At 67.1% G+C, this 23,670-nt stretch carries 20 protein-coding genes; 6 read left to right on the top strand and 14 right to left on the bottom strand.

Annotated features, from left to right (window positions below; genetic code table 11):
- Window positions 1-31 precede the first annotated feature (31 nt).
- Window positions 32-238 carry a DNA damage-induced SOS-independent cell division inhibitor A gene (gene didA / locus ACN2C8_RS02445; protein WP_419254210.1) on the bottom strand — a complete coding sequence of 69 codons (207 nt, stop codon included), beginning with the start codon at window positions 236-238 and terminating at the stop codon, window positions 32-34.
- A gap of 122 nt (window positions 239-360) precedes the next feature.
- Between didA and ACN2C8_RS02440 the strand changes: the two genes are divergently transcribed.
- A complete protein-coding gene (locus ACN2C8_RS02440; protein ID WP_419254208.1) occupies window positions 361-675 on the top strand; it encodes a polyhydroxyalkanoic acid system family protein in 315 nt (104 codons plus the stop codon).
- 21 nt (window positions 676-696) lie between these two features.
- On the opposite strand, the gene ACN2C8_RS02435 is transcribed toward ACN2C8_RS02440, so the two are convergent.
- From ACN2C8_RS02435 to ACN2C8_RS02425, 3 genes are all read right to left on the bottom strand, one after another.
- Entirely contained in the window at window positions 697-1,101 is a 405-nt protein-coding gene (locus ACN2C8_RS02435) for a DUF983 domain-containing protein (RefSeq protein ID WP_419254207.1), read from the bottom strand.
- Window positions 1,088-1,288 (bottom strand): hypothetical protein, encoded by a 201-nt coding sequence (locus ACN2C8_RS02430; RefSeq protein ID WP_419254206.1) that lies wholly within the window; start codon window positions 1,286-1,288, stop codon window positions 1,088-1,090. Before ACN2C8_RS02430 ends, ACN2C8_RS02435 begins: the two co-directional genes overlap by 14 nt.
- Before the next feature lie 75 nt (window positions 1,289-1,363).
- Window positions 1,364-1,996 carry a TetR/AcrR family transcriptional regulator gene (locus ACN2C8_RS02425; protein ID WP_419254205.1) on the bottom strand — a complete coding sequence of 211 codons (633 nt, stop codon included), beginning with the start codon at window positions 1,994-1,996 and terminating at the stop codon, window positions 1,364-1,366.
- 90 nt (window positions 1,997-2,086) lie between these two features.
- Between ACN2C8_RS02425 and ACN2C8_RS02420 the strand changes: the two genes are divergently transcribed.
- The 5 genes from ACN2C8_RS02420 (at window position 2,087) to ACN2C8_RS02400 (ending at window position 9,977) form a co-directional block, all read left to right on the top strand.
- Window positions 2,087-3,184, top strand: a complete 1,098-nt coding sequence (locus ACN2C8_RS02420) for an efflux RND transporter periplasmic adaptor subunit (protein ID WP_419254203.1) — start codon at window positions 2,087-2,089, stop codon at window positions 3,182-3,184.
- Between the two features lie 2 nt (window positions 3,185-3,186).
- Window positions 3,187-6,258: an efflux RND transporter permease subunit gene (locus tag ACN2C8_RS02415; RefSeq protein WP_419254202.1), complete on the top strand. Its 3,072-nt coding sequence runs from the start codon at window positions 3,187-3,189 to the stop codon at window positions 6,256-6,258.
- A gap of 182 nt (window positions 6,259-6,440) precedes the next feature.
- Window positions 6,441-8,084, top strand: a complete 1,644-nt coding sequence (locus ACN2C8_RS02410) for a phytoene desaturase family protein (protein ID WP_419254201.1) — start codon at window positions 6,441-6,443, stop codon at window positions 8,082-8,084.
- Window positions 8,084-9,235: an aromatic ring-hydroxylating oxygenase subunit alpha gene (locus ACN2C8_RS02405; protein ID WP_419254200.1), complete on the top strand. Its 1,152-nt coding sequence runs from the start codon at window positions 8,084-8,086 to the stop codon at window positions 9,233-9,235. The genes ACN2C8_RS02410 and ACN2C8_RS02405 overlap by 1 nt, the downstream gene beginning before the upstream one ends.
- Before the next feature lie 97 nt (window positions 9,236-9,332).
- Window positions 9,333-9,977 carry a TetR family transcriptional regulator C-terminal domain-containing protein gene (locus ACN2C8_RS02400; protein ID WP_419254199.1) on the top strand — a complete coding sequence of 215 codons (645 nt, stop codon included), beginning with the start codon at window positions 9,333-9,335 and terminating at the stop codon, window positions 9,975-9,977.
- Here the strand turns inward: ACN2C8_RS02400 and ACN2C8_RS02395 are convergent.
- The 10 genes from ACN2C8_RS02395 to ACN2C8_RS02350 form a co-directional block, all read right to left on the bottom strand.
- Complete coding sequence (locus ACN2C8_RS02395; RefSeq protein WP_419254198.1) at window positions 9,974-10,210, bottom strand: hypothetical protein; 237 nt, start codon at window positions 10,208-10,210, stop codon at window positions 9,974-9,976. The genes ACN2C8_RS02400 and ACN2C8_RS02395 overlap by 4 nt on opposite strands.
- 180 nt (window positions 10,211-10,390) lie before the next feature.
- Window positions 10,391-11,695 carry an amidohydrolase family protein gene (locus ACN2C8_RS02390; protein ID WP_419254197.1) on the bottom strand — a complete coding sequence of 435 codons (1,305 nt, stop codon included), beginning with the start codon at window positions 11,693-11,695 and terminating at the stop codon, window positions 10,391-10,393.
- Between the two features lie 5 nt (window positions 11,696-11,700).
- A complete protein-coding gene (locus ACN2C8_RS02385) occupies window positions 11,701-13,014 on the bottom strand; it encodes an amino acid permease (protein WP_419254196.1) in 1,314 nt (437 codons plus the stop codon).
- 121 nt (window positions 13,015-13,135) lie between these two features.
- Window positions 13,136-15,496: a TonB-dependent receptor gene (locus ACN2C8_RS02380; protein ID WP_419254195.1), complete on the bottom strand. Its 2,361-nt coding sequence runs from the start codon at window positions 15,494-15,496 to the stop codon at window positions 13,136-13,138.
- 127 nt (window positions 15,497-15,623) lie between these two features.
- On the bottom strand, window positions 15,624-17,645 hold the full coding sequence (locus tag ACN2C8_RS02375) for a sulfotransferase (protein WP_419254194.1): 2,022 nt from the start codon (window positions 17,643-17,645) through the stop codon (window positions 15,624-15,626).
- Between the two features lie 46 nt (window positions 17,646-17,691).
- A complete protein-coding gene (locus ACN2C8_RS02370) occupies window positions 17,692-18,954 on the bottom strand; it encodes an NAD(P)/FAD-dependent oxidoreductase (RefSeq protein ID WP_419254193.1) in 1,263 nt (420 codons plus the stop codon).
- 37 nt (window positions 18,955-18,991) lie between these two features.
- Window positions 18,992-20,395 (bottom strand): glutamine synthetase family protein, encoded by a 1,404-nt coding sequence (locus tag ACN2C8_RS02365; RefSeq protein WP_419254192.1) that lies wholly within the window; start codon window positions 20,393-20,395, stop codon window positions 18,992-18,994.
- A complete protein-coding gene (locus ACN2C8_RS02360) occupies window positions 20,392-21,795 on the bottom strand; it encodes an aspartate aminotransferase family protein (RefSeq protein ID WP_419254191.1) in 1,404 nt (467 codons plus the stop codon). The genes ACN2C8_RS02365 and ACN2C8_RS02360 overlap by 4 nt, the downstream gene beginning before the upstream one ends.
- Before the next feature lie 12 nt (window positions 21,796-21,807).
- The gene (locus ACN2C8_RS02355) at window positions 21,808-22,593 is read right to left on the bottom strand and encodes a gamma-glutamyl-gamma-aminobutyrate hydrolase family protein (protein WP_419254190.1); all 786 of its coding nucleotides are present in this window, start codon (window positions 22,591-22,593) and stop codon (window positions 21,808-21,810) included.
- Window positions 22,590-23,657 carry an ABC transporter ATP-binding protein gene (locus tag ACN2C8_RS02350; RefSeq protein WP_419255794.1) on the bottom strand — a complete coding sequence of 356 codons (1,068 nt, stop codon included), beginning with the start codon at window positions 23,655-23,657 and terminating at the stop codon, window positions 22,590-22,592. Before ACN2C8_RS02350 ends, ACN2C8_RS02355 begins: the two co-directional genes overlap by 4 nt.
- Window positions 23,658-23,670: the final 13 nt, after the last annotated feature.

Here is a 23,670-nt window from a genome sequence, read left to right as displayed (position 1 = left end):
TTGTCATTGTTCGCCGGCCTTGGCGAGACCTCTACCAGGACCAGTCGCGGCGGATCGGCGAGTCGGCGCGGCGCTCGCGGAACACCTTCATCGCCAGCGGCCGGTCGACCACGAAAAGGGCTGCCCAGACCAGCAGAACGCCCGCATAGCTGATCGCACCCAGGACGCCGGTGGGACGGCCCGGACGGGCGGGACGGCGGGTGGGTTGAAAAGCGTGGGGCATGGCGTAGTCGGTCATGGCGTCCTCCTGGGATGCCTTACCCTCGCCCCTACCTACGTCGGAAACGGACGCATGTTCCGTAACGCCGAACCGTTCCTATCTTCGGAACGTTGCTACCGAACCTTCAATAGAGACCCAGCATGTCCAAGCCGATCACGATCACCATCCCCCACCAGCTCGGCGCGGTCGAAGCGCGGCGGCGGATCGAGACCGGCTTTGCCCAGCTGGCCGCCCAGATCCCGGGCGGCAAGGCCGATCAGGTGCATCAGTCGTGGGACGGCGACACCATGACCTTCTCGGCCGTGGCCATGGGTCAGACGATCAGCGGCACCATGGATGTGCTGGGCGACATGGTGAAACTGGATATCGTCCTGCCCGGCGTGCTGGGCATGATCGCGGGCAAGGTCCGGGATCAGCTGCAGAAGCGCGGCCAGCTGCTGCTGGAGAAGAAATAGCGCTCTTACCGTCGCGTCGCGCTACATCCGCCGGCTGTCATAGTCGTGACGGCCCAGGCTTTCGAACCGGCCTTCCTCGGCCTTGTGGATGTATTGCGACGCCACCAGCCAGGCCTTGACCGGCCGCAGCGTGCCCAGGCATGCCGCGATAAGGGCTGGGAAGACGGTGACGAAATGCACCCAGATCGGCGGGCGATAGGCGATCTCGACCCAGGCGAACACGCCGATCACGATGATGCCGACACCGCTCATCACGAAGAAGGCCGGGCCGTCGGCCGGGTCGGCGAAGGCGTAGCTCAGACCACAGCGGTCGCAGGCCGGGGCCAGAGTCAGGAACCCCCGGAACAGCTTGCCCTCGCCGCAGCGCGGACAGCGGCAACGCAGGCCGGAAATGACGGGTAGAATCGATCGGTCAGGCGTCGTCATGCTCTGACTCCACATCGTCGTCGGCGTCGCCACCGGTCGCCAGTTCCAGCGAGTCGATGATGTCGTCCATCTGCTCGGTGGTGATCGAGACATACAGGGTATCGCCGCCGATGGCCGAGACCAGCAGGCGATAGCCGTCTTCGGTCTCTTGCAGGCTGAACGACTGGAGGGGCTGCAGCTTGGCCATGGGAGGCTCCGGTAAATCCAAGCCGGGGATATAGGCCCGCGCGGCCACCTTTGCCACGACCCGGATCAGCGCCCCCTACTTAAGGGCGCCGCGCCGCAGCATGGCGATATGGGCCGCGATCAGGGTTTCGCGCTCGACCCACGGGAATTCCGCCCGGGCGATCAACAGCGATACCAGCCCGTGAAGACCGGCCCAGAGGGTCTGGGTGGCCAGTTGCGCGTCGTCCAGCACGGTCAGGCCGGCGGCCTGATACTCACCGACCATGTCGCGGAACAGACCAAAAGCCTCCAGCCCCGCGATCAACGGCCGGCCGGCGGTCTTGTCCAGAAACCCGCCGTCGTGGCCCTTCTCGATCATGAAGGCCACGCGATAGGGGTTGGGGTTTTCGATCCCGAAATCGACATAGACCTGCAGCGACCGCTCGAAATTTTCGACCGTCGGCTGGCCCTGAACGCGGGCGGCCCGCATGCGCTCGACCAGGGTGGCGAAGGCCCGCACGCACAGCTCGGCGGCCATGTCGTCCTTGGTGGCGAAGTAGGCATAGAGCGCCGGTTGCGAGATCCCGGCCAGTTCGGCGATCTGCCGGGTCGAGACGGCATGCACGCCGCGCTCGCTGAACAGGGTCAGGGCGGAGGCGAGGATCTCTTCGCGGCGTTCGGCGCCGTGGCCCTTGGCTTTACGCGGTGACCGCGTGGTTGACGTCTTCATTTTCCGAGCTTCATCATTCCGCGCCGAGCTTGACAAGCCACAACAATCTATCACTGATAACTTATCATTGATTGATCTGGAACAAGGTCGATGCGGCGCTCTCCCCAGCCCCTTCTCCAACGCGCGTGGCGGCCTCTGGTCACGGCGGCGATCCTGCCCTGGATCGCGTCCTGCGGCGGCAAGGCCGAGCAGGCTGAAGCGCCGGCCCAGCCGACGCCTGTCGAGGCCGCTCAGGTCGCCGCGCCCAACACTGCCGCAGCGGTGTCTGGAACCGGCACGCTGGAGCGTCGGCGCGAAATGGCGCTGTCGTTCCGCATCGCCGGGGTGCTGACCCGCATGAGCATCGAGGCCGGCGACAGCGTTCGAGCCGGCCAGGTCATCGCCACCATCGATCCGGCCAATCTAGACGCCCGCCAGCAGCAGACCTCGGCCGACCTTGAGCGCGCCCGCCGCGACGTCGAGCGCGACAAGGCGCTGTTCGAGAAGGGCTATGTCAGCCGGCAGCGGCTGGACGACCGCCAGAGCGTGCTGAAATCGACCCAGGCCGCCTATAGCTCGGCCAGTTTCGACCGGCGCTGGGCCCAGCTGGTCTCCCCCGCTTCGGGCGTGGTGCTGACCCGGACCGCCCAGACCGGCGAAGTGGTCCAGCCCGGCCAGGTGGTGGCCCGCGTCGCCGACCTGACCAGCCCCCTGGTCCTGCGCCTGCCCCTGGCCGCCCGCGACGCCGCCCGCGTCCGGGTCGGCGACAGCGCCCGGGTCAGGGTCGAGGATCTGGGCGGACAATTGCTGAACGGAACCGTCACCCGCGTGGGCGAGGCGGCCGACACTCGCACCGGCGCTGTCACCGTCGAGATCGAACTGGCCGGCCGGCCCGAGCTACGCAGCGGCCAGATCGCCAATGCCGAGTTGACGGTTCGCGCGGCGTCCCCTGCGAGCGCCGGCCCCGCCTTCGCGCGCATTCCCGCCGAGGCGGTGCTGGAGGCCCAGGGCGCCCGCGCCTTCGTGCTGCGACTGGATCGCGGCGTCGCCCGCCGCACGGCTGTCGGCTTTGGTGGCTTTGACGGCGACGACGCCCTGGTCTCGGGCCTGGCCGACGGCGCCCAGGTGATCACGGCCGGGGCCGGCTTTGTCAGCGACGGCGAGAAGGTGCGCGTCGTCGACCCCGCCCAGCTGGCCGGGAGCCGATAGCCGTGAAGTTCGACCTCGCCGGAGTGGCGGTTCACCGGTGGCAATTCACCCTGGTGGCGTTTGGCCTGCTGGTCATGCTGGGCTTCAACGCCTTCACCAGCATTCCGCGTTCGGAAGATCCGCACTTCCCGATCCCGATCGTCATCGTTCGCGCCGTGCTGCCGGGGGCCGAGCCTTCCGAGATGGAGCAACTGGTCGTCGACCCGATCGAGGACGCCGTCGACGGTCTGGACAATATCGAAAAGGTCGAGTCGACCAGCGCCGACGGCGCGGCCTCGGTCCGCGTCCACTTCACCTGGGATGTGGATCCCGAGCGCAAGTACGATCAGGTCGTGCGCGAGGTGAACGCCATTCGCGGCAATCTGCCGACCGGCATCGCCCGGCTGGACATCCAGCGGGCCCGGACCACCGAGGTCGCCATCGTCCAGGTGGCCCTGACCAGCGACGTGCTGCCGATGCGGCGCCTGGAGAAGACCGCCGACCGCCTGCGCGAGCGGCTGGATCGCGTGCCTGGCGTGCGCGAGGCCCGGTATTGGGGCGCGCCGTCTTCCGAGGTTCAGGTCACCCTGGACCTGGCGCGCCTGTCGGCTCTGAAACTGCCCGCAACCGCCGTCGCCGACGCCCTGCGCCAGGCGGGCGCCGAGGCGCCGATCGGCGCCGTGCAGGCCGGAGAGCGGCGCTTCAACGTCAAGTCCGGCGGGGCCTTCCGCTCGCTGGACGCCGTCGGCGACACCCCCGTGCGCGCCATCGGCGGCCAGGTCACCCGGGTGCGAGACGTGGCCAAGGTGGCCTGGGCTCAGCAGGAGCCGACCCATCTGGCCCGCTTCAACGGCCAGCGCGCCGTGTTCCTGACCGTGACCCAGAAGGACGGCCAGGATGTGACCAAGATCACCAAGAGCGTCGAGCAGGTGCTGGACGAGTACGAAAAGATCCTGCCCGCCGGCGTCAAGCTGCAGCGCGGCTTCGTCCAGGCCGACAACGTCAAGCACCGGCTCAACGCCCTGTTCCGCGATTTCGGCATCGCCCTGGTTCTGGTGCTGATCACCCTGCTGCCGCTGGGGCCGCGCGCCGGCCTGGTGGTGATGGTCTCGATCCCGCTCAGCTTGCTGATCGGCCTGTCGATGCTGCAGGCCTTTGGCTTCACCCTCAACCAGCTGTCGATCGCCGGCTTTGTGCTGTCGCTGGGCCTGCTGGTCGACGACAGCATCGTCATCACCGAGAACATCGCCCGCCGTATCCGCGAGGGCGAGGAGCGTACCGAGGCGGCGGTCAACGGCACCCGCCAGATCGGCCTGGCGGTGATCGGCTGCACCGCGACCCTGATGCTGGCCTTCCTGCCGCTGATGGCCCTGCCGGCCGGCTCCGGGGCCTATATCAAATCGCTGCCGGTGACGGTCCTGTGCACCATCGCCGCGTCCCTGCTGGTCTCGATGACCATCATTCCGTTCCTGGCCAGCCGGATCCTCGACAAGCATTCCGACCCTGAGGGCAACGCCCTGCTGCGGGCCGTCAATGGCGGCATTCACCGCTTCTATCGCCCGGTGCTGCACTGGGCTCTGGCCCGACCCTGGGCGGCGCTGGCGATCATGCTGGCCCTGTGCGTGACCACCTATCCGATGCTGAAACTGATCGGCTCCAGCCTGTTCCCGCCGGCCGAGACGCCGCAGTTCCTGGTGCGCATCGAGACGCCCGACGGCTCGTCCCTGGCCCGCACCGACCGCGCGCTGAAATTCGTCGAGCAACGCCTGAAGGCCACGCCCGAAGTCACCTGGCGCGCCGCCAATCTGGGCCGGGGCAATCCGCAGATCTTCTACAACCAGTCGCAACGCGAGAGCGCCACCACCTATGCCGAGGTCTTTGTCAGCCTCAAGGCCTGGGAGCCGGACAAGAGCGACAAGGTGCTGGACGGTCTGCGCCGCGATTTCAGCGACTTCCCCGGTGCGCGGATCAGCGTCGTCACCTTCGAGAACGGCCCGCCCATCGACGCGCCGATCGCCATCCGCCTGACCGGCCAGAATCTCGACGTGCTCAAGGCCCTGGCGGCGCGCACCGAGGCGACACTGAAGGCCACGCCCGGAACCCGCGACGTCACCAACCCCATCCGCCTGGACCGCACCGATCTGGACCTGGGTGTCGACGAGGCCAAGGCGTCGGCTCTTGGCGTGCCGGCCGGCGCGGCCCGCCGCGCGGCGCGGCTGGCCCTGTCGGGCGAGGAAACCGCCCGCTTCCGCGATCCGGACGGGGATGACTATGCGGTCAAGGTCCGCTTGCCGATGGAACAGGCCGATGGAGCAGCGCGCAATCCGCTGTCGGCCCTCAAGGGGGTCTATGTGCCGACCGCCGACGGCCTGGCCGCGCGGCTGGACGCCGTGGCCACCCCGACCCTGAAATCCAGCCCCGCCCGTATCGACCGCTTCGACCGCGAGCGGACGGTGACGGTCACCGCCTATGTCTCCACCGGCTTCCTGGCCGCCAAGGTGACGCAGGACGTGGTCGCAAAGCTGGAAAAGGACCTGCCCATGCCCCCCGGCTATCGCCTGGGCCTGGGTGGCCAAGCCGAGGCCCAGTCTGAGAGCTTCGCCGGCCTGGGCGCGGCGGTGCTGATCGCGGTGTTCGGCATCCTGGCGGTGCTGGTTCTGGAGTTCCAGAAGTTCAAGACCGCCCTGGTCGTGGCCGGCATCATCCCGTTCGGCATCTTCGGCGCGGTGGCGGCCCTGGCGATCACTGGCAACTCGCTGAGCTTCACCGCCACCATCGGCCTGATCGCCCTGATCGGCATCGAGATCAAGAACTCGATCCTGCTGGTCGACTTCACCGAACAGCTGCGACGCGAGGGCATGGGCCTGCACGACGCCATCGAAAAGGCCGGCGAGGTGCGCTTCCTGCCGGTGCTGCTGACCTCGGTGACGGCCATCGGCGGGCTGCTGCCGCTGGCGCTGGAACGGTCGGGTCTGTACTCGCCGCTGGCCATCGCGATCATCGGCGGTCTGATCACCTCGACCGTGCTGTCACGGGTGGCGACGCCGGTGATGTACTGGCTGACGGCGCGGGGTGATGAGCGGGCGACAGCATAGATCCTCCCCCTGATGGGGGAGGCGGCCTTAGGCCGGCGGGGGAAGACCGCACTGAGTCAGCAGCCCTTCCCCCCTCCGTCGGCTTCGCCGACACCTCCCCCTTCAGGGGGAGGACTTAGATCCGACTTGCCTATTATACACTCGTATAGCAACCTCTCCCCACACATCGGGGAACACACCACATGGCCACCACCCAAACCCGCGACGCGGTCATCATCGGCGGCGGCCACAACGGCCTCGTCTGCGCCTTCTACCTGGCCACGGCCGGGCTGAAGGTCACGATCTGCGAGGCGCGGGGCGTGGTCGGCGGGGCGGCGGTGACCGAGGAATTCCATCCGGGCTTCCGCAACTCCGTCGCCAGCTACACGGTCAGCCTTCTGAGCCCCAAGGTGCTCGCCGACATGGGCCTGCACGCTCTGGGCCTGAAGATCGTCGAGCGGCCGATCTCCAACTTCCTGCCCATCAGCGACAGCAAATATCTGAAACTGGGCGGCGGTCTTGAGCGCACCCAGGAGGCGTTCCGCCAGTACAGCCGGCGCGACGCCGAGGTGCTGCCGGCCTATTACGCCATGCTCGACGAGATCGGCGACGTGCTGCGCGACCTGGCCGCCGAGACCCCGCCCAACCTGGGCGACGGCATCCATGGCCTGCTGCGCGGCGCCCGCCAGGGCACGCGGCTGGCCCTGCTGAGCAAGGAGCGCAAGCGCGACCTGCTGGACCTTTTCACCAAGAGCGCCCGCGACTTCCTGGACGGCTGGTTCGAGAGCGACGCGGTCAAGGCCAGCTTCGGCTTCGACGCCGTGGTCGGCAATTTCGCCAGTCCCGATAGCCCCGGCTCGGCCTATGTGCTGCTGCACCACACCTTCGGCGAGGTGAACGGCAAGAAGGGCGCGTGGGGTCATGCCATCGGCGGCATGGGTGCGATCACCCAGGCGATGGCCAAGGCCTGCGAGGCCCTGGGCGTCGAGATCCTGCTCGATGCGCCGGTCGAGGCGGTGCATGTCGAGCACGGCAAGGACGGCCCCCGAGCCACGGGCGTGCAGCTGGTCGACGGCCGCCAGATCATGGCCCCGATCGTCTCGTCCAACCTCAATCCGTCGCTGCTGTACGGCAAGCTGATCGCGCCCTCGGCCCTGCCCGCCGCCTTCACCAAGGCCATCAAGGGCTACAAGAACGGCTCGGGCACCTTCCGGATGAACGTGGCCCTGTCGGAGCTGCCGGACTTCACCTGCCTGCCCGGCAAGGTCTCGGCCGAGCACCATCAATGCGGCATCGTGATCTCGCCCAGCCTCGACTACATGGACGAGGCCTATCGCGACGCCAAGGCCTTCGGCATCAGCAAGAAGCCGATCGTCGAGATGCTGATCCCCTCGACCCTGGACCCGACCCTGGCCCCGCCCGGCCAGCACGTGGCCAGCCTGTTCTGTCAGCAGTTCGCCTGGGACCTGCCGGGCGGCCGTACCTGGGACAACGAGCGCGAAGCGGCGGCCGACCTGATCATCGACACGGTCAATGACTGGGCCCCCAACTTCAAGGCCTCGGTCCTGGGACGGATGATCCTGTCCCCGACGGATCTGGAGCGGAAGTTCGGCCTGGTCAATGGCGACATCATGCATGGCCACATGTCGCTGGATCAGCTGTGGGCCGCGCGCCCGCTCCTGGGACATGCCAGCCATCGCGGCCCGCTGAAGGGCCTCTACATGTGCGGCGCCGGCTGTCATCCGGGCGGCGGCGTTTCCGGCAATCCGGGGCGCAACGCGGCGCGCGAGATCCTGCGCGACAAGGACTTCGTTACGGCGCTGAAGCTTTCGGCGGTGGGACGGTGATGGGGTCCATCTCCAACACCGACCCGCAAGCCGATTGGGGTCTGCCCGGCTGGACCTACGGCAACGACCGGTTCTTCAAGGAGGAGCAGGACAGGATCCTGCGGCCCTCGTGGCAGGTCGTCTGCCATCTGAACGACATCCCCAAGGCCGGCGACTTCCACACGCTCGACTTCCTGGGCGAGAGCGTCGTGGTGGTGCGCAGCAAGGACGGCGGCGTGCGGGCCTTCACCAATGTCTGCCGCCATCGCGGCGCGCGGCTGGTCGACGGCCCCAGCGGCAGCTGTGGCAAGGGCGGCGGCCGCATCGTCTGCCCCTATCACGCCTGGACCTACGACCTGGAAGGCCGGCTGATCGGCGTGCCGATGCGCGACACCTATCCGGCGCTGGACATGGACAAGCAGGGCCTGGTCAAGGTGGAGGTCGAGGTCTGGCGCGGCTTTGTCTTTACCCGACTGGAGGGAGATGGCCCGTCCGTCGCCGAGATGATGGTGCCGTACGATCATGAGGTAGCCCACTATCGCTTCGAGGACCTGCAGCCGTTCGGCCGCGTCACCCTGCGGCCCCGGGCGGTGAACTGGAAGAACATCAGCGACAACTATTCGGACGGCCTGCACATCCCCGTCGCCCACCCCGGCCTGACCCGGCTGTTCGGCAAGGGCTATGGCGTCGAGGCCGAGCCGTGGGTCGACAAGATGTGGGGCCAGCTGATCGACGAGCCGTCGGCCAACCCGTCCGAGCGGCTGTATCAGGACCTACTGCCCGACGTTCCGCACCTGCCGCCCGAGCGCAAGCGGCTGTGGACCTATTTCAAGCTGTGGCCGAACTTCGCCTTCGACATCTATCCCGATCAGGTGGATTTCATGCAGTTCATCCCGGTCTCGGCCACCCAGACCCTGATCCGCGAGATCGCCTACGCCCTGCCCGACGACCGTCGCGAGATGAAGGCGGCGCGCTATCTGAACTGGCGCATCAACCGCCAGGTCAATACCGAGGACACCGAACTGGTGGCCCGGGTGCAGGAGGGGATGGCGTCGCGCAGCTTTACGGCGGGGCCGTTGGCCAGCTCGGAGGTTTCGCTGCGCAGTTTTGGCCGCAAGATGCGGGCGCTGATCCCCGAGGCGCGGCTGGATCGGCCGCCGACGGGGTGGTGATGGTTTTCAATCACCGTCATCCCGGGACTTGTTCCCGGGACCCAGGGTTCAGCTTCAGCGGGAGAGCGTCCTTCGGCTCGGCCCCTGCGGCGGATAGATGGGTCCCGGGAACAAGTCCCGGGATGACGACGTAGAAGTGCGCGCCGCCTTTACCCGGGAAACCGCCGACGTCCGCCGCCAGGCGCTGGTCGCGGCTGCCGAGACCGTCCTGGCCCGCGACGGCGTGGCCGGCGCGTCGGTGCGGACAATCTGCGCGGAAGCCGGTGTCTCGCCCGGTCTGCTGCGGCACTATTTCGACGGCGTCGACGCCCTGATCGCGGCGGCCTACGAGGCGGTCGGCCAGCGCATCGACGCGGCGCTGGAGGCTGCGGTCGCGCAGGCGGGAGCCGCGCCGCGCGCCCGGCTGTCGGCCTATCTGACCGCCAGCTTCAGGCCGCCGGTGCTGGACGAACAGCTGCTGGCCGCCTGGCTGGCGTTCTGGAGTCTGGTCAAGATCAATGACTCTATCGCCGACATCCATCGGCGCACCTATGCCGGCTATCGCGCGCGGCTGGAGGAGCTGCTCAAGGCCTGCGACACCGGCGTCGATGCGCGGCTGGCGGCGATCGGCCTGACCGCCGTGGTCGACGGGCTGTGGCTGGAGCTGTGCCTGGACCCGACGGTCTTCACCCCGGCCGAGGCCGGGGCGATCGCGGAACGGCTGCTGGCCGGCTATTCGCCGACCCCGCTCTTCGTAGACTAGGCGGCGGCGTGGCTGACGATGCTGCGGCCCCAGGTGGCGCGGCGAACTTCGGGTTCAAACACCTCTACCTTGGCGGTCTTGCCCTGCACGCGCATGTGGCGGGCCAGCATTTCGGCGATGGCCTGGGCCTCGGCCTGGCAGGAATAGGAGCCGATCAGGTCCGGCGCATCGTTCCAGGTCACATGCCAGACACCGGAGACGGGGCGCACGAAGTACTTGTGTTCGTTGGCCATGGGGAGACTCCTTGGACTGGCTTAAGCGTCGGACATACAGCGTCCGCATGACAGTGTTTCAATGCTGCACGGCAACATTCATGCTGCATTGCACATTGCACAGGCCGCGCCAAGGCGGAGGCTGGTGAAACCGGGAGCAGTTTTGAGGCGAACGGGTCTGTAGGAGAGCGGTGGGGAACGTTACTCCTTCACCACCACGCCGCCCTTCATCACCTTGGCCACCGAGGAGAGGATGGCGATATCGGCCAGCGGATCACCGGCGACGGCGATCATGTCGGCATAGCGACCCTTGGTGATCGCGCCCACCTCGGCGGACTTGTTCATCAGGGCGGCCGAGACGGTGGTCGCCGACTGGATCGCCTGCATGGGCGTCATGCCGTACTTGACCATGTAGGGCATCTGCCGGGCGTTCTGGCCATGCGGAAACACGCCGGCGTCGGTGCCATAGGCGATCTTCACGCCCGCCTTGACCGCCTTGGCAAAGCCGACCCGCTGAGCGTCGGTAGTTTCGGTATTTTTGCGCAGGGTCTCGGCCGGCCAGCCGTGGGCCGTGCCATAGGCGTCGATGAAGTCGCCATTATAGATATCGGCCACCAGCCAGGCGCCCCTGGCCTTCATCAGGGCGATGCCTTCGTCGTCGATCAGCGAGCCGTGCTCGATCGAGCGCACCCCGGCCCGCACCGCCACCTTGATGCCCTCGGCCCCGTGGGCGTGGGCGGTGGCGTAGGTTCCGCGCTTGGCGGCCTCCTCGACGGCGGCGGCGATTTCCTCGGCCGAGAGTTCCAGCTGGCCGGGCTCTGTGCCGACGGTCAGCACGGCGCCCGTAGCGATCAGCTTCAGGAAGTCGGCGCCACCGACCAGCAGGGCGCGGGCCTTCTTGTGAGTATCGGTCACGTCCTCAACCACCCCGCGCCGCATGTCGGGCGGGATGCCGACATCGGCGGCGATGCCGGTGATCTCGCCGCCGCCGCCGGGCGTGGTGATATAGGCGCCGGCCACCGACATGCGGGGGCCAGGCACCAGGCCCTTGTCGATGGCGTCGCGCAGGGCGACATCGCTGAAGGCGCGCCACGACCCCACGTCGCGCACGCTGGTAAAGCCGGCCATCAGGGTGGCCCGGGCGTGGGCGGCGCCGATATAGGCCTGCTCGGCGGCCGTGGTCAGCAGCGGCTCGGCGATGTTGTCGGTCTGCTCCTGGTCAACCAGATGGGTGTGCATGTCCATCAGGCCGGGCAGGACGGTATAGGCGGTCCAGTCCAGCACCGGGCCGTCGCTCGGCGGCGCCGTCCACGGACCCACGCCGGTGACGCGCTCGCCCTCAATGCGGATCAGCTGGTTGGTCAGAACCTTGCCGGCCTCGGTGTCGACCAGCTTGCCGGCATGGACATAGGTCAGCCTGGCCTGGGCCAGGGCGGCGGGCGGGGTCAGGGCGACAAGACCGGCGGCCAGGACGGCGCCGGCCAGGGCGGTGAGGCTGCGCGGCATGGTCTTCACTCCGTAACGGGAACGACGGCGAACCGCTTGATCAGCCAGTGGATCGGCAGGCCCACCACCAGCAGCAGCAGGCTCCAGAGGCTGGCCTCGCCCGCGCCGTACAGCGTCCAGAACGAATAGATCGTTGCGATGATCGCCACCACGGTCACGGCGCGCGAGGGTTCCATCCGGCCCTGCTTCTGCAGGCGCAGCGCCGCCATGGCGCAGAACAGATAGGCGAACAGCGAGATGGCCGTGGCCAGCAGGGCCATGAAGGTGAACAGCTCGACCATCGACTTGGCGTAGTTCATCGTCACCAGAACGGTCAGGAACAGGCTGGACAGCACGTGGGCCCGGACCGGCGCGCCGCGCTTTGAGGTCTTGGCCAGAAAGGCCGGAAACACCCCGCCCTTGGCCATGGCGTAGGGCACCTCGCCCTGCAGCAGCATCCAGCCGTTCAGGGCGCCAAAGCCGCTGATCGCCGCAAAGCCGGCCAGGACCAGACGGGCGTCGCCGCCGCCATACAGGCCCACGAAGTCGGCGAAGGGCGCGTTGGAGGTCTTGAGCATGTCCGCCGGGGTCATCAGCACCACCGCCGAGCAGACGATCAGATAGATCACGCCGGCAAAGGCGGTGCCCACCAGGGTGGCGCGCGGAATGGTGCGTTCGGGATCCTTGACCTTGCCGGCCGGCACGGTGGCCGACTCCATGCCCAGCAGCGCCCACAGGGTCAGGGTGGCGGCGGCGGTGATGCCGACGGGCGTCAGGTCCTGGGCCTGGAAGGGCAGGATGGTCGAACCACCGGTCTTGCCCAGCACTACGGCCGCCAGCAGGATCACGCCCATCAGCGGCAGCAGCTTCAGGGCCGTGGTGACCACCTGCATGCCACCGGCCAGCCGCGCGCCGAAGCAGTTCATGATCGTCAGCCCCCAGATCATCACCAGGGTGATCGCGCAGTGCAGGCCGGTCTGGGTGGCGATCTGCGGATAAAAGACGCTGAGATAGCTGACCGTGCCGGCGGCGATGGCGGCATTGCCGACCCAGATCGAGATCCAGTAGCTCCACGCCACCATGAAGCCGGCGGCGGGGCCAAAGGCCTCCTGGGTGTAGATGTAGGGTCCGCCGCCCTGCGGAAAGGCCTTGGCCAGGCGCGCGAACACGAAGGCCAGGCAAAGGGCGCCGCCGATGGTCAGGACCCAGCCCGCCACGGCGTTCCAGCCATAGGGCGCCAGAGAGGCGGGCAGCATGAAGACGCCCGAGCCGATCATATTGCCCACGACCAGGGCGACGCACATCCAGAAGCCAAGGGCCTTGGGTTGCAACACTTTCACTTAAACACACCCTTCCCGCTCACGCGGCGAAAGCCGGGAACGGCGCGAGTGAGACACACACGCTGCCAAGCCATCATCGGAAATGAAAAAGGGGCGGCCCTCGCGAGCCGCCCCCTTCCGCCTAGAACTTGCGTCCGATTTTCAGGCCAACCGTCCGGGGCTGGTTGGGCGTGATGTAGGTCTGTGCGCCGCAGACACTTTCGGCGCATTCGGCGTAGCGGCCCAGGCTGGCGCGCTTGTCGGTCAGGTTCTTCACATAGAGCGACATCGACCAGTCAGCGCGCACGACGCCGCCGGAAACGTCCAGCAGGGTATAGCCCGCCTGACGCCCGATGATGCCACGCTCGTTGATCCGCAGGTCGGTCCAGCTGCCCGTCTGATGGACGGCCGAGGCCTGCAGATAGGCGTCATAGTCACCGACATTGAAGTCGTAGCGCGCCGTGACATTGGCCTTGAACTTCGGCGTCACCGGCAGAACCGTGCCATCCGGAGCCTGCGGACTGGCGCAGGTGGTGACGGGATTGCCCTGGGCGTCGGTGAAGCCGCAATAGTTGGCCGTCAGCTTGGCGTCGGTATAGGCCGCCGCGCCGCTGATCGTGAAGCCCTGGGTGACCGCCAGGGTGACGTCGCTTTCAACGCCCTTGATGCGGGCCTCGTTGGCGTTCTTGATCTCCGTCAGGCCGTTGGCCCCCAGGATCGAGAACTGGAAGTTCTGCCAGTCTTCCATGAACACCGCGCCATTCCAGCGGATGCGGTTCTCCATCCAGCTGGTCTTCCAGCCGAACTCGTAGTTCTTCAGATAGTCGGCCTGATAGGGCGGCAGGGTCGAGCGACGGTTGATACCGCCCGGCCGGAAGCCTTCCGAATAGGTGACATAGGCCAGCTTGTCGTCGTCATGCTTGTAGGTGAGCGTGACCTTGGGAACGTTGCCGGTTTCCTTGACCCGCTTGTCCAGGTTCGTACACGGCGCGCCGTTGACGCCGCCGGTGCGGAAACAGGCCCGCTCGCCCGTGCCGCCATAGCCGGTGCCGTAGCCGTAGAAGCCTTCCAGCGAATTGTCGGACTTGAAGAAGCGGATACCGCCCATGACAGTCAGCTTGGGGGTGATATCGAAATAGGCCTCGCCGAACGCCGCCGTATCCCGATCGACCCGTTGCTGGGCGGTCAGCCAGATGGTGTCGCTATAGCCGGGCACCTCGATGTCGTAGCCGATGCCGTCGATCTTGTAGCGCTGGGTGATCCCGTGTTCCTGCTTCTGGTAGAACAGGCCGCCGACCAGGCGCAGGCGCTTGTCGTCCGGCGTGGCGATCCGGATTTCGTGGCTTTCCTTGGTGTAGCGGTCCTTGCCGGTGATGTATTGCGACGGATTGGCCAGGCCGCCCGTGTCGTTGGTCCAGTAGAAGCCGTAGCCGACCTGGTCGTAGAAGTAGGAATAGTCCGAATAGTCCTGACGGGTGTCGACCGTGCGCTTGAGGTACGAGCCGGCATAGGTGACGTCGAGATTGGCGATCTGCCCCTCGATGGTCATGGCCGTCTGCGTCCACTTGTCATCCGAGGCTTCCGGATAGAAGTGGGTCAGCTTCAGGTCGCCGACCTTGGGGTCATAGGCATAGATGCCGCTGGTCTTGGTGCGCTGGCCCATGATCGAGGGCGTGACGATCCAGTTCTCGCCCAGTTCGACGCGCAGGGCGGCGCGGCCGCCCCGGGTGCTGGAGCCGTTATAGTTGTCGCTGGCGGTGTTGGCGTTGCTGATCGTCAAGTCGTCCGACGTGGTCGCGGTGCCGCGGCCATAGGTGCGGGTGCCCTTGACGTTGTCGATATAGCCGGCGGCTTCCTCGTTCCAGCCGACCAGACGCACCGCGATGGTGTCCGACAGCGGCATGTTGATAAAGGCCTCTTCGACATGGCCGGTATCGTCGCCGTCGACGATATTGCCCTCGATGTCGACGCCGGCCGAGAAGCCCGCCGTGCTGGGCTTGTTGGTGATGATCCGAAGCGTGCCGGCCTGCGAGCTGGCGCCGTACAGCGTGCCCTGCGGTCCGGCCAGGGCCTCGACCCGGGCGACGTCATAGACGTGGATGTCCAGCGCGCCCTGGATGGTGCTGATCGGCTGTTCGTCCAGATAGACGCCGACGCTGGGCAGAGAGCCGGAGTGGTTGCCGTCGCCGCCGCTGGCGACGCCGCGCATATAGACCTGGCCAAAGCCGGGACCGGCGGTCGTGAACGACACGCTGGGCAGGTACTTCACATAGTCGACGAAATTACCGACCTGCAGTTGCTCCAGCTTGGCCTCACCCATCGCCTGGATGCTGACCGGCACGTCCTGCAGATTTTCGGATCGCTTCTGGGCGGTGACCACCACCTCTTCGAGCGAAATGGCCTGGCTCTCCTGAGCCATGGCCGCCACGCTGGTCAGCATGGTCGAAGCCAGCAACGCGGCCGAATAGACCCCCGCCCGCCTGAAATTCTTACGCGTCTTCATGGTCGCTCCCCGTACCATTTTAAGGGAACGATGTTCGGCCGCGTCTAAGCGCTCGGCAAGGCGGAAAGCGCCAAAAAATCCCGAATCTTCCGACTGTTGCAGAAATGGCAGACCCAGAACGGGGTGTTCAGTTTCTAGGCGTGTCCGGATAAGTCGCCAGACAGTCACCCAATGCCTGTTTGAGCGGGCCCAGAGCCGATTCGAAATTCTGCCAATGCTCGACGGCGTCCTTGAAGATGGGCTGGCGAACCTGTTCGGAACTGGCCGTGCGCACGGCGCGGTCGTTCTCGTGGAAGTTCAGGCAGGCCGGCTCAAACGGCAGGCCGCAATGATCCAGCAGGGCGCGGATCTGCCCCTCGGGGTCCGCGATCATCGCCTCGTAGATCACCCGGTGCACCCGGCCCGGAAGCACGGTGTCGAAGTGATCCATCAGATCCACATAGTCAGCATAGTAGCGGCCGATGTCGGTCAGGTCGTAGCTGAAGGCCTGGCCCCGGGCGAAGTGCTGCTTGAAGCCCGAAAAGCAGCAGCCCAGCGGATGACGGCGCGCGTCGATGATCTTCGCGTTCGGCAAGATCAGGTGGATCAGGCCGGTGTGGGCGAAGTTGTTGGGCATCTTGTCGATGAAGAACGGCCTGTCCGTCTTCCGCTGCACCCGGGTGCGTTCCAGATACTCCTCGCCGAGCTTCCGCAGGGCGTCCGGCGACAGGTCGACCAGCATTTCAGGATAGGTCGAATCCTCGCGGCGGTTGGCCTTGCCGCCCAGCCGCCGCGCCATGACGATCAGGTCGGGCAGCTCCATCGTGCCCTCAACCTGGCTGTGGCTGGCCAGGATCTGCTCGATCAGGGTCGAGCCCGAGCGCGGCAGGCCGACCACGAAGATCGGATCGGGCGCCGGGCAGCCCTGCCCCGCCTTGGCGGCCAGCAGAGCCGGGGTGAACACCGCGCGTGAGCGCGCCACATCGGCGTGGTTCTCCTCCGGATCGTAGTCCACCTGCTGGCGCCGGATCGCCGCGCCGGCGGCATAGTGCTGGAAGGAGTCGGCATAGGCCTTGGCGTCCTCAAGCGCCTTGCCCAAAGCGTAGTGCAGATGCAGCCGGTCATCGTCCGACAGGTCCGGCTGCTCCAGCCCGGCGGCCATGGTGGCGCGGTCGGCGGCGTCGAACTTCACGGTCTTCAGATTGGCCAGGCTCCACCAGGCCTCGCCCAGACCCGGCGACAACTCCAGCGCCTTGCGATAGGCGGCGATGCAGTCGGGTTGGCGGCCCACGGTCTTGAGGGCATGGCCATAGCTCATCCAGCCCTTGGGCTGGTTGGGGAACTCGGCCAGCATCCGCTCGTAAATCCCGATGGCGGTGTCGTACTCACCCAGCCGCGACAGGATCGCCGCGCGCAGGTTGGCGTAGCCGGGATGGCGAGGGTCGCGGTCGGTCAGGCGCTCGATCTGCGCCAGGGCCTGGGCCGACTTGTTCTGCCGATAGAGCATGGTCGCCAGATTGTGCCGCGCAGCCGCAAAGCCGGGGGCGATCTCCAGGCACCCCGTCAGCAGGCGCTCGGCGTCCTCGTAACGGCCCAGCCGGGCGCCGGTCTCGGCCAGCATGCGCAGGGCGGCGACGTCGGCGGGATGATCAGCGAGGTGGTCACGTAGCCGCTGCTCGGCTTCGCCAAGCCGGTTGTCGATCAGGGCGACGGCGGCCTCGATCAGGGCCGGATCGCGGGTCGAGGCCCGAAGTTGCTGGGCCAGGGCCTGCTCTGCGCCGGCCGTGTCGCCCATCAGGTCCAGCCCCTCGGCCAGACCGCGCCAGGCTTCGCCGGCGCGCGGATCGAGCGCGACCGTGCGCCGGAAGGCTGCGACGGCCTCGGCGGTGCGGCCCAGATCAGCCAGGGTCAGGCCCAGCTCCAGCTGGCCCTCGGCCAGGCTAGGCAGGCCCCGCGCCAGCGGCGCGATCACAGCCAGGGCCTTGTCGGGGTCTCCGCCCAGGCGATGCGCGGCGGCCAGCACCACGGTCGTGCCGGCGTGGCGCGGAACCGCTTCCAGGATGGCTTCCGCCTGTTGTCGCGCCAGCGCCGGGTCATGCTCCAGCAGGCGCTGGGCGTGTTCAAGCGCGGTGGCGAGGCCGCCCTGGGCGGAGGTCGTCTGGGTGGTCATGGGGCGAGGAGATCGAGCGTGGCGATGGAAGTCAATTCGGGATGGCTTACAGCCGGTCCCGCAGTCCGTACCAGCTCAGCCCCGCCACCGTCAGCGGCCAACGCAGCAGGCCCCCGCCCGGAAACGGCGGGGTGGGCAGGCGCGACAGCAGATCCACGCCAGCGCCTTCACCCAGCGCCGCGTCGGCCAGCAGCTTGCCGACATAGGGGGCCAGCATCACCCCCTGCCCCGAATAGCCGGACGCCACCCGCACGCCGGGCGCGACCTGCGCCACGAACGGCACGCGGTTCATGGTGATGCCCAGGGTGGCGCCCCAGGCGTGGCTGATCTTCACGTCTTTCAGTCGCGGATAGATCTTCAGCATGTGTCGACGGACGAAGCCGGCGATGTCGGCCGGGAAGCCCGGGCGATAGTTCTCGCCGCCGCCAAACAGCAGGCGGCCATCCGGGGTCTTGCGGAAATAGTTCACGACAAAGCGGCTGTCGGCCACAGCGGCGTCGGAGGTGATGATCTGGTCGGCCAGATCACCCAGCGGCTCGGTGGTCAGGATAAAGTTGTTGATCGGCATCACCCGGTCGCGCGCCCGACCCGCCATGTGGTTGAGGCTGCCGTCGCCGCTGATGATCAACTGGTCGCAGGTGATCCGGCTGTCGGCCGTGAACACCACGATCTTGCCGCCCTGACGGGTCCAGGACAGCGCCCGGCTGTGCTCGTGGATCGTCGCGCCGGCCGCCAGGGCCGCGCGGGCCAGGCCCAGGGCCAGGTTCAGCGGATGCAGGTGGCCCCCGTCCCGGTCGATCAGCCCGCCATGATAGACATCTGTGCCCAGGTCCCGGGCCAGATCACCGGTTCCGACCAGCGACAGGGCGTCATAGTCGTAGCGCCGGGCCATGTGCTCGATATGGGCCGCGTCTTCGGCCTCGCCGCCCGGACGATGGCGGGCGTGAATCATGCCGGGCTTCAAGTCGCAGGCGATGGCGTGGTCCGTGATGGTGGCGTGCAGGTGCGTCCGCGCGTCCTGGGCCAGCCGCCACAGGGCCGTGGCGTCGTCCTGGCCCACCGTCTTTTCCAGCCAGGCCTGATCGCGACGATGGCCGGTATGGACCTGTCCGCCATTGCGTCCCGAAGCCTGCGACCCGACACGGCCCGCTTCAAGCACGATCACAGACACGCCGCGCCGGGCCAGCTCAAGCGCCGCGCCCAGGCCCGTATAGCCCGCGCCGATCACGCAGACGTCGGCGCGGACATCGCCCCTGAGCGGAAGCAGGCTTGGGAAGGGCGTGGCGGTGTCGGCGTACCAGGAGGTCATCTCCCTTCCCCCTTGATGGGGGAAGGGCTTTGAGGCGCTAAACATTCAGCAACAGAAACTCGCGCTCCCAGGGACTGATCGTGCGCATGAAGGTCTCGTACTCGGCCTGTTTGACGTGGTCATAGGCCTGGCAGAAGACCGGGCCGAGGATGTCGACCAGGTCCTGGCAGGCCTCGAACAGCTTCAGGGATTCGGTCAGGCTACGCGGCAGTTCGATGCCCCGGGCGCCGGCGTCGGTGAGAACCGGCGGGCTGGGCTTGAGGTCATTGACCATGCCCAGATAGCCGGCCGCCAGGGTTGCGGCGATGGCCAGATAGGGATTGGCGTCAGACGAGGGAATGCGGTTTTCCAGCCGGCGGTTGGCGGCGTTCGACGGCGGCACGCGCAGGCCGCAGGTGCGATTGTCATAGCCCCACTGGGTGTTGACCGGCGCGCCGGAATCCTTGGCGATCCGGCGGTAGGAATTCACATAGGGCGCCAGTATGGCCATGATCGCCGGCAGATAGGTCTGTTGGCCGGCGATGAAATTGTGGAACAGCGGGGTCTCTTCGTCGGTCTTCGGGTCGGAGAACAGGTTCTGGCCGTGCTTGTCGATGATCGACTGGTGGATGTGCATGGCGCTGCCAGGCTCTGACGCCATGGGCTTGGCCATGAAGGTGGCGTAGATCTCGTGCTCCAGCGCCACCTCGCGGATGGTGCGCTTGAACATGAACACCTGGTCGGCCAGTTCCAGCGGAGGACCGTGGCGCAGGTTGATCTCCATCTGGGCCACGCCGCTTTCGTGGATCAGGGTGTCGATCTCCAGGCCCTGGCGTTCAGAGTATTCGTACATGTCCTCGAACAGCGCATCGAACTCATTGACTGCGCTGATCGAATAGCCCTGGCGCCCGGTCTCCGGCCGGCCCGAGCGGCCGATCGGGGGCTTGAGCGGGTAGTCGGGGTCGGTGTTCTTGTCGACGAGATAGAACTCGATCTCCGGGGCGACGATCGGCACCCAGCCCTTTTCGGCATACAGGGCCAGTACCCGGCGCAGCACCTGGCGCGGGCTTTCCTCGACGGGGCGGCCGTCGGGATGGAAGGCGTCGTGGATCACCTGGGCGGTCGGATCCTGGGCCCAGGGCACGGCGGCCAGGGTGGCGAAGTCGGGCGTCAGGACGATGTCGGTGTCGGCCTGCACCGAATTGACCACCCCCTCGAACTCGGGGAAGTCACCGGTGATGGTCTGATAGAACACCGCCAGCGGCAGGTTCATCGACGGGGCGCCGAGGAACTTGCGCACCGGCATGATCTTGCCGCGCGCCACCCCGGCCAGGTCGGGCACGACGCACTCGATCTCCTCGATGTTCTGCCGGGTGAACCAGGCCTGGGCCTCCTCGAGCGTGGCGACGCCGCGCTTCACCCGCTGGTCCGGCTTGGTCTTCTTGTGCTTGGGCTGTTTCATGACGCGGCCTCAGGCTTCAGGGCGCGGAGCACGGGCTCGGCCTCGATCAGCGACTTGCGCAGGATCCCCACCAGTTCGTCGATCTGGGCATGGGTGATGATCAGCGGCGGGCAGCAGACGATGCTGTCGCGGATCGCCCGCACCATCAGGCCGTTCTTGATGCAGATATCGCGAACGACGGGACCGGCCTCGCCTTCCTTGTCGAGGAAGCGATGGTTCGTGCCCTTCTCGCGGACGATCTCGACGGCGCCGATCAGGCCCAGCGAGCGGGTCTCGCCCACCAGCGGCAGGTCGTTCAGCGTGGCCAGGGCCTTGGCCAGATAGGGGCCGGTGTCCTCGCGGGTGCGCTCGACCAGGCCCTCGCGCTCTAGGATCTCGATGTTCTTCAGGGCAACGGCGCAGCAGGTCGGGTGGCCCGAATAGGTAAAGCCGTGGATGAAGTCCCCGCCCTTTTCCCTCAGCTCGGCGACGATAAAGTCGGCCACGCCCACGGCGCTGATCGGCAGGTAGCCCGACGACAGACCCTTGGCCATGGCGATCATGTCGGGCTTGATCCCGTAGTGCTGGTGCCCGAACCACTGGCCCAGCCGCCCATAGCCGCAGATCACTTCGTCGCAGACCAGCAGGATGCCGTATTTGCGGCAGACCGCTTCGACCGCCGGCCAGTAGCCGTCGGGCGGGATGATCACGCCGCCGGCGCCCTGCACCGGCTCGCCGATGAAGGCGGCGACGTTCTCGGGGCCGACCTGCAGGATCTTGTCCTCGATCTCCTGCACCGCCCGGGCGCAGAAGGCTGCCGGGTCTTCGCCAAAGCCCTCGCCAAAGCCGTAGGGCTGCATGACGTGATGCACGCCGGGGATCGGCAGGTCACCCTGCACATGCATGTGCTTCATGCCGCCCAGCGAGACCCCCGCCACGGTCGAGCCATGATAGGCGTTCCAGCGGCTGATGAAGACCGTGCGCTGCGGCTGGCCCTTCAGTTTCCAGTAGTGACGGGCCAGGCGGAAAACGGTGTCGTTGGCTTCCGAGCCCGAAGAGTTGAAGAACACGTGGGTCAGATTGCCGCCCATCTTCTCGGCGATCTTGGCGGCCAGGCGGATCGGCGGCGGCGAGGCGGTCTTGAAGAAGGTGTTGTAGTAGGGCAGCTCCAGCATCTGGTCATAGGCCGCCTGGGCCAGTTCCTGCCGGCCATAGCCGACATTCACGCACCACAGGCCGGCCATGCCGTCCAGGATCTGGTGGCCCTCGCCGTCATGGATATAGATCCCGTCGGCGCGGGTGATGATCCGGCTGCCGCCCAGTTCCTGCTGCAGCTTGTAGTCGGTCTGGGCCGGCAGATGGTGGGCCAGGTCCAGCCGCTTGAGCTCGGCGATGTCGTGGTTTCGGATCGGGACAGTCATTGGGCTTGGTTCCTACGCGACGTCTTTTTGGGGCGCTCCCGCCAAGGCGGGACCGACGAGCGGCGCGCCTCTGAGGGCGCGTCCGAAAAGCTGGAAGAAAATCTGGGATTGCGGGTTGGCGGCGGTCTGCCACTCGGGATGCCACTGGACGGCCAGGACGGGCGCGCCATTGACGGTGGCCGAGACACCCTCGACCACGCCATCGGGGGCGCGGGCCTCAACGCTCAACCCTTCGCCCAGCCGGTCGACGCCCTGATAGTGCACCGAATTGACCACCGCCCGCTCGGTCCCGAACGCGGCCGAGAGCACGCCGCCGGGGGTCAGATCGACCGGGTGCAGATGGTCGAACATGCCGTTGAAATCGACCTCGTCCGGCGCGTGGTGCGCGATCAGCTCGGCGCTGGAGGCCATGTCGCGGCGCAGGGTGCCGCCGAACGCGACATTGATCTCCTGGAAGCCCCGGCAGACGCCGAACACCGGCCGACCCAGGTCGAGCATGGCCTTGATCAAATCGGCAGTCGTGGTGTCGCGGGCCAGGTCGAACGGGCCGGGCGCATCGCCGATCTCCTCGCCATAAAGCGCGGGATCAAGGTTCGAGGGACTGCCGGTCAGCATCAGCCCATCCAGCCGCGCGGCGACTTCCGAAGCCTTCATCAGCTGCGGCATGGATGGCACCAGCAGGGCGGCGACATCGGCATACTGCATCGCCCCGGCGACATAGCGGTTCATCACCGCTTGAGCCGGCTCGATCCCGACGGTGCGGGTGCAGCAGATGATACCGGCGACGGGACGGGTCATGACAGCAAAACCGCCGGCGAACAGGCGTGCCAGCACAGCCAGACCTCTTCGCCCAGCTTGAAGTCTTCCTGGTCCCAGCGGGTCAGGTTGGAGCGGTGGACCTTGATACTGCGGCCTCCGGCGATCTCGACCTCATAGACCGACGAGCCGCCCAGATAGGCCTCATGCTTGATGACACCCGCCACCGCATTGGCGCCCTTGGGCGCGTCGCCCAGATTGGGGGCCTCGTCGCCGTCCTTCTTGTGCAGCTCGATCTTCTCGGGCCGGATCGCCGCCCAGGCCGCGCCGCCGCGCGGGCCGGTGACGCCGTGATCGAGGAAGATGTCCACCGGCAGGTCAGGCGAGCGGATGATCGCATGGCTGGGCTCATCCACCGCCAGCACACCCTCGAACAGGTTCACGCTGCCGATGAAGTCGGCCACGAAGCGGCTGTTGGGAAACTCGTAAAGGTCGCTGGGCGTGGCCACCTGCTGCAGCACGCCGCGGTTCATCACCGCGCAGCGGCTGGCCAGGGCCAGGGCCTCGTCCTGATCGTGGGTGACCATGATGAAGGTGATGCCGACCTTCTCCTGCAGGGTGCACAGCTCGGTGCGCATCTGCTCGCGCAGCTTGGCGTCGAGGGCTGACAGCGGCTCGTCCAGCAGCAGCACGCGAGGGCGTTTGACCAGAGCCCGCGCCAGAGCAACACGTTGCCGCTGGCCGCCCGACAGCTGATCGGGCTTGCGACCGCCCAGACCGCCCAGCTGCACCAAGTCCAGAGCCTCCTCGACGCGCTTGTTGCGCTCGGCGGTCGGCACGCGATCCACCTTCAGGCCATAGGCGACATTGTCGGCCACGCTCATGTGCGGGAACACCGCATAGGACTGAAACACCATGTTCACCGGCCGCTTGTTGGGCGGCACGGTCGAGACGTCATGGCCGTCGATCAGGATCCGGCCCTCGCTGGGGGTCTCGAAGCCGGCCAGCATCCGCAGCAGCGTGGTCTTGCCGCAGCCCGACGGGCCCAGCAGCGAGAAGAACTCGCCCTCCTCGACGCTGAGCGAGACGTTGTCGACGGCCACCATCTTGCCGAAGCGC

It is taken from the genome of Caulobacter sp. ErkDOM-C, assembly GCF_048541825.1.
Lineage (GTDB): Bacteria > Pseudomonadota > Alphaproteobacteria > Caulobacterales > Caulobacteraceae > Caulobacter.
The sequence above is the reverse complement of the archived record's forward strand: the minus strand, read 5'-3'. Positions and strand labels throughout refer to the sequence as shown.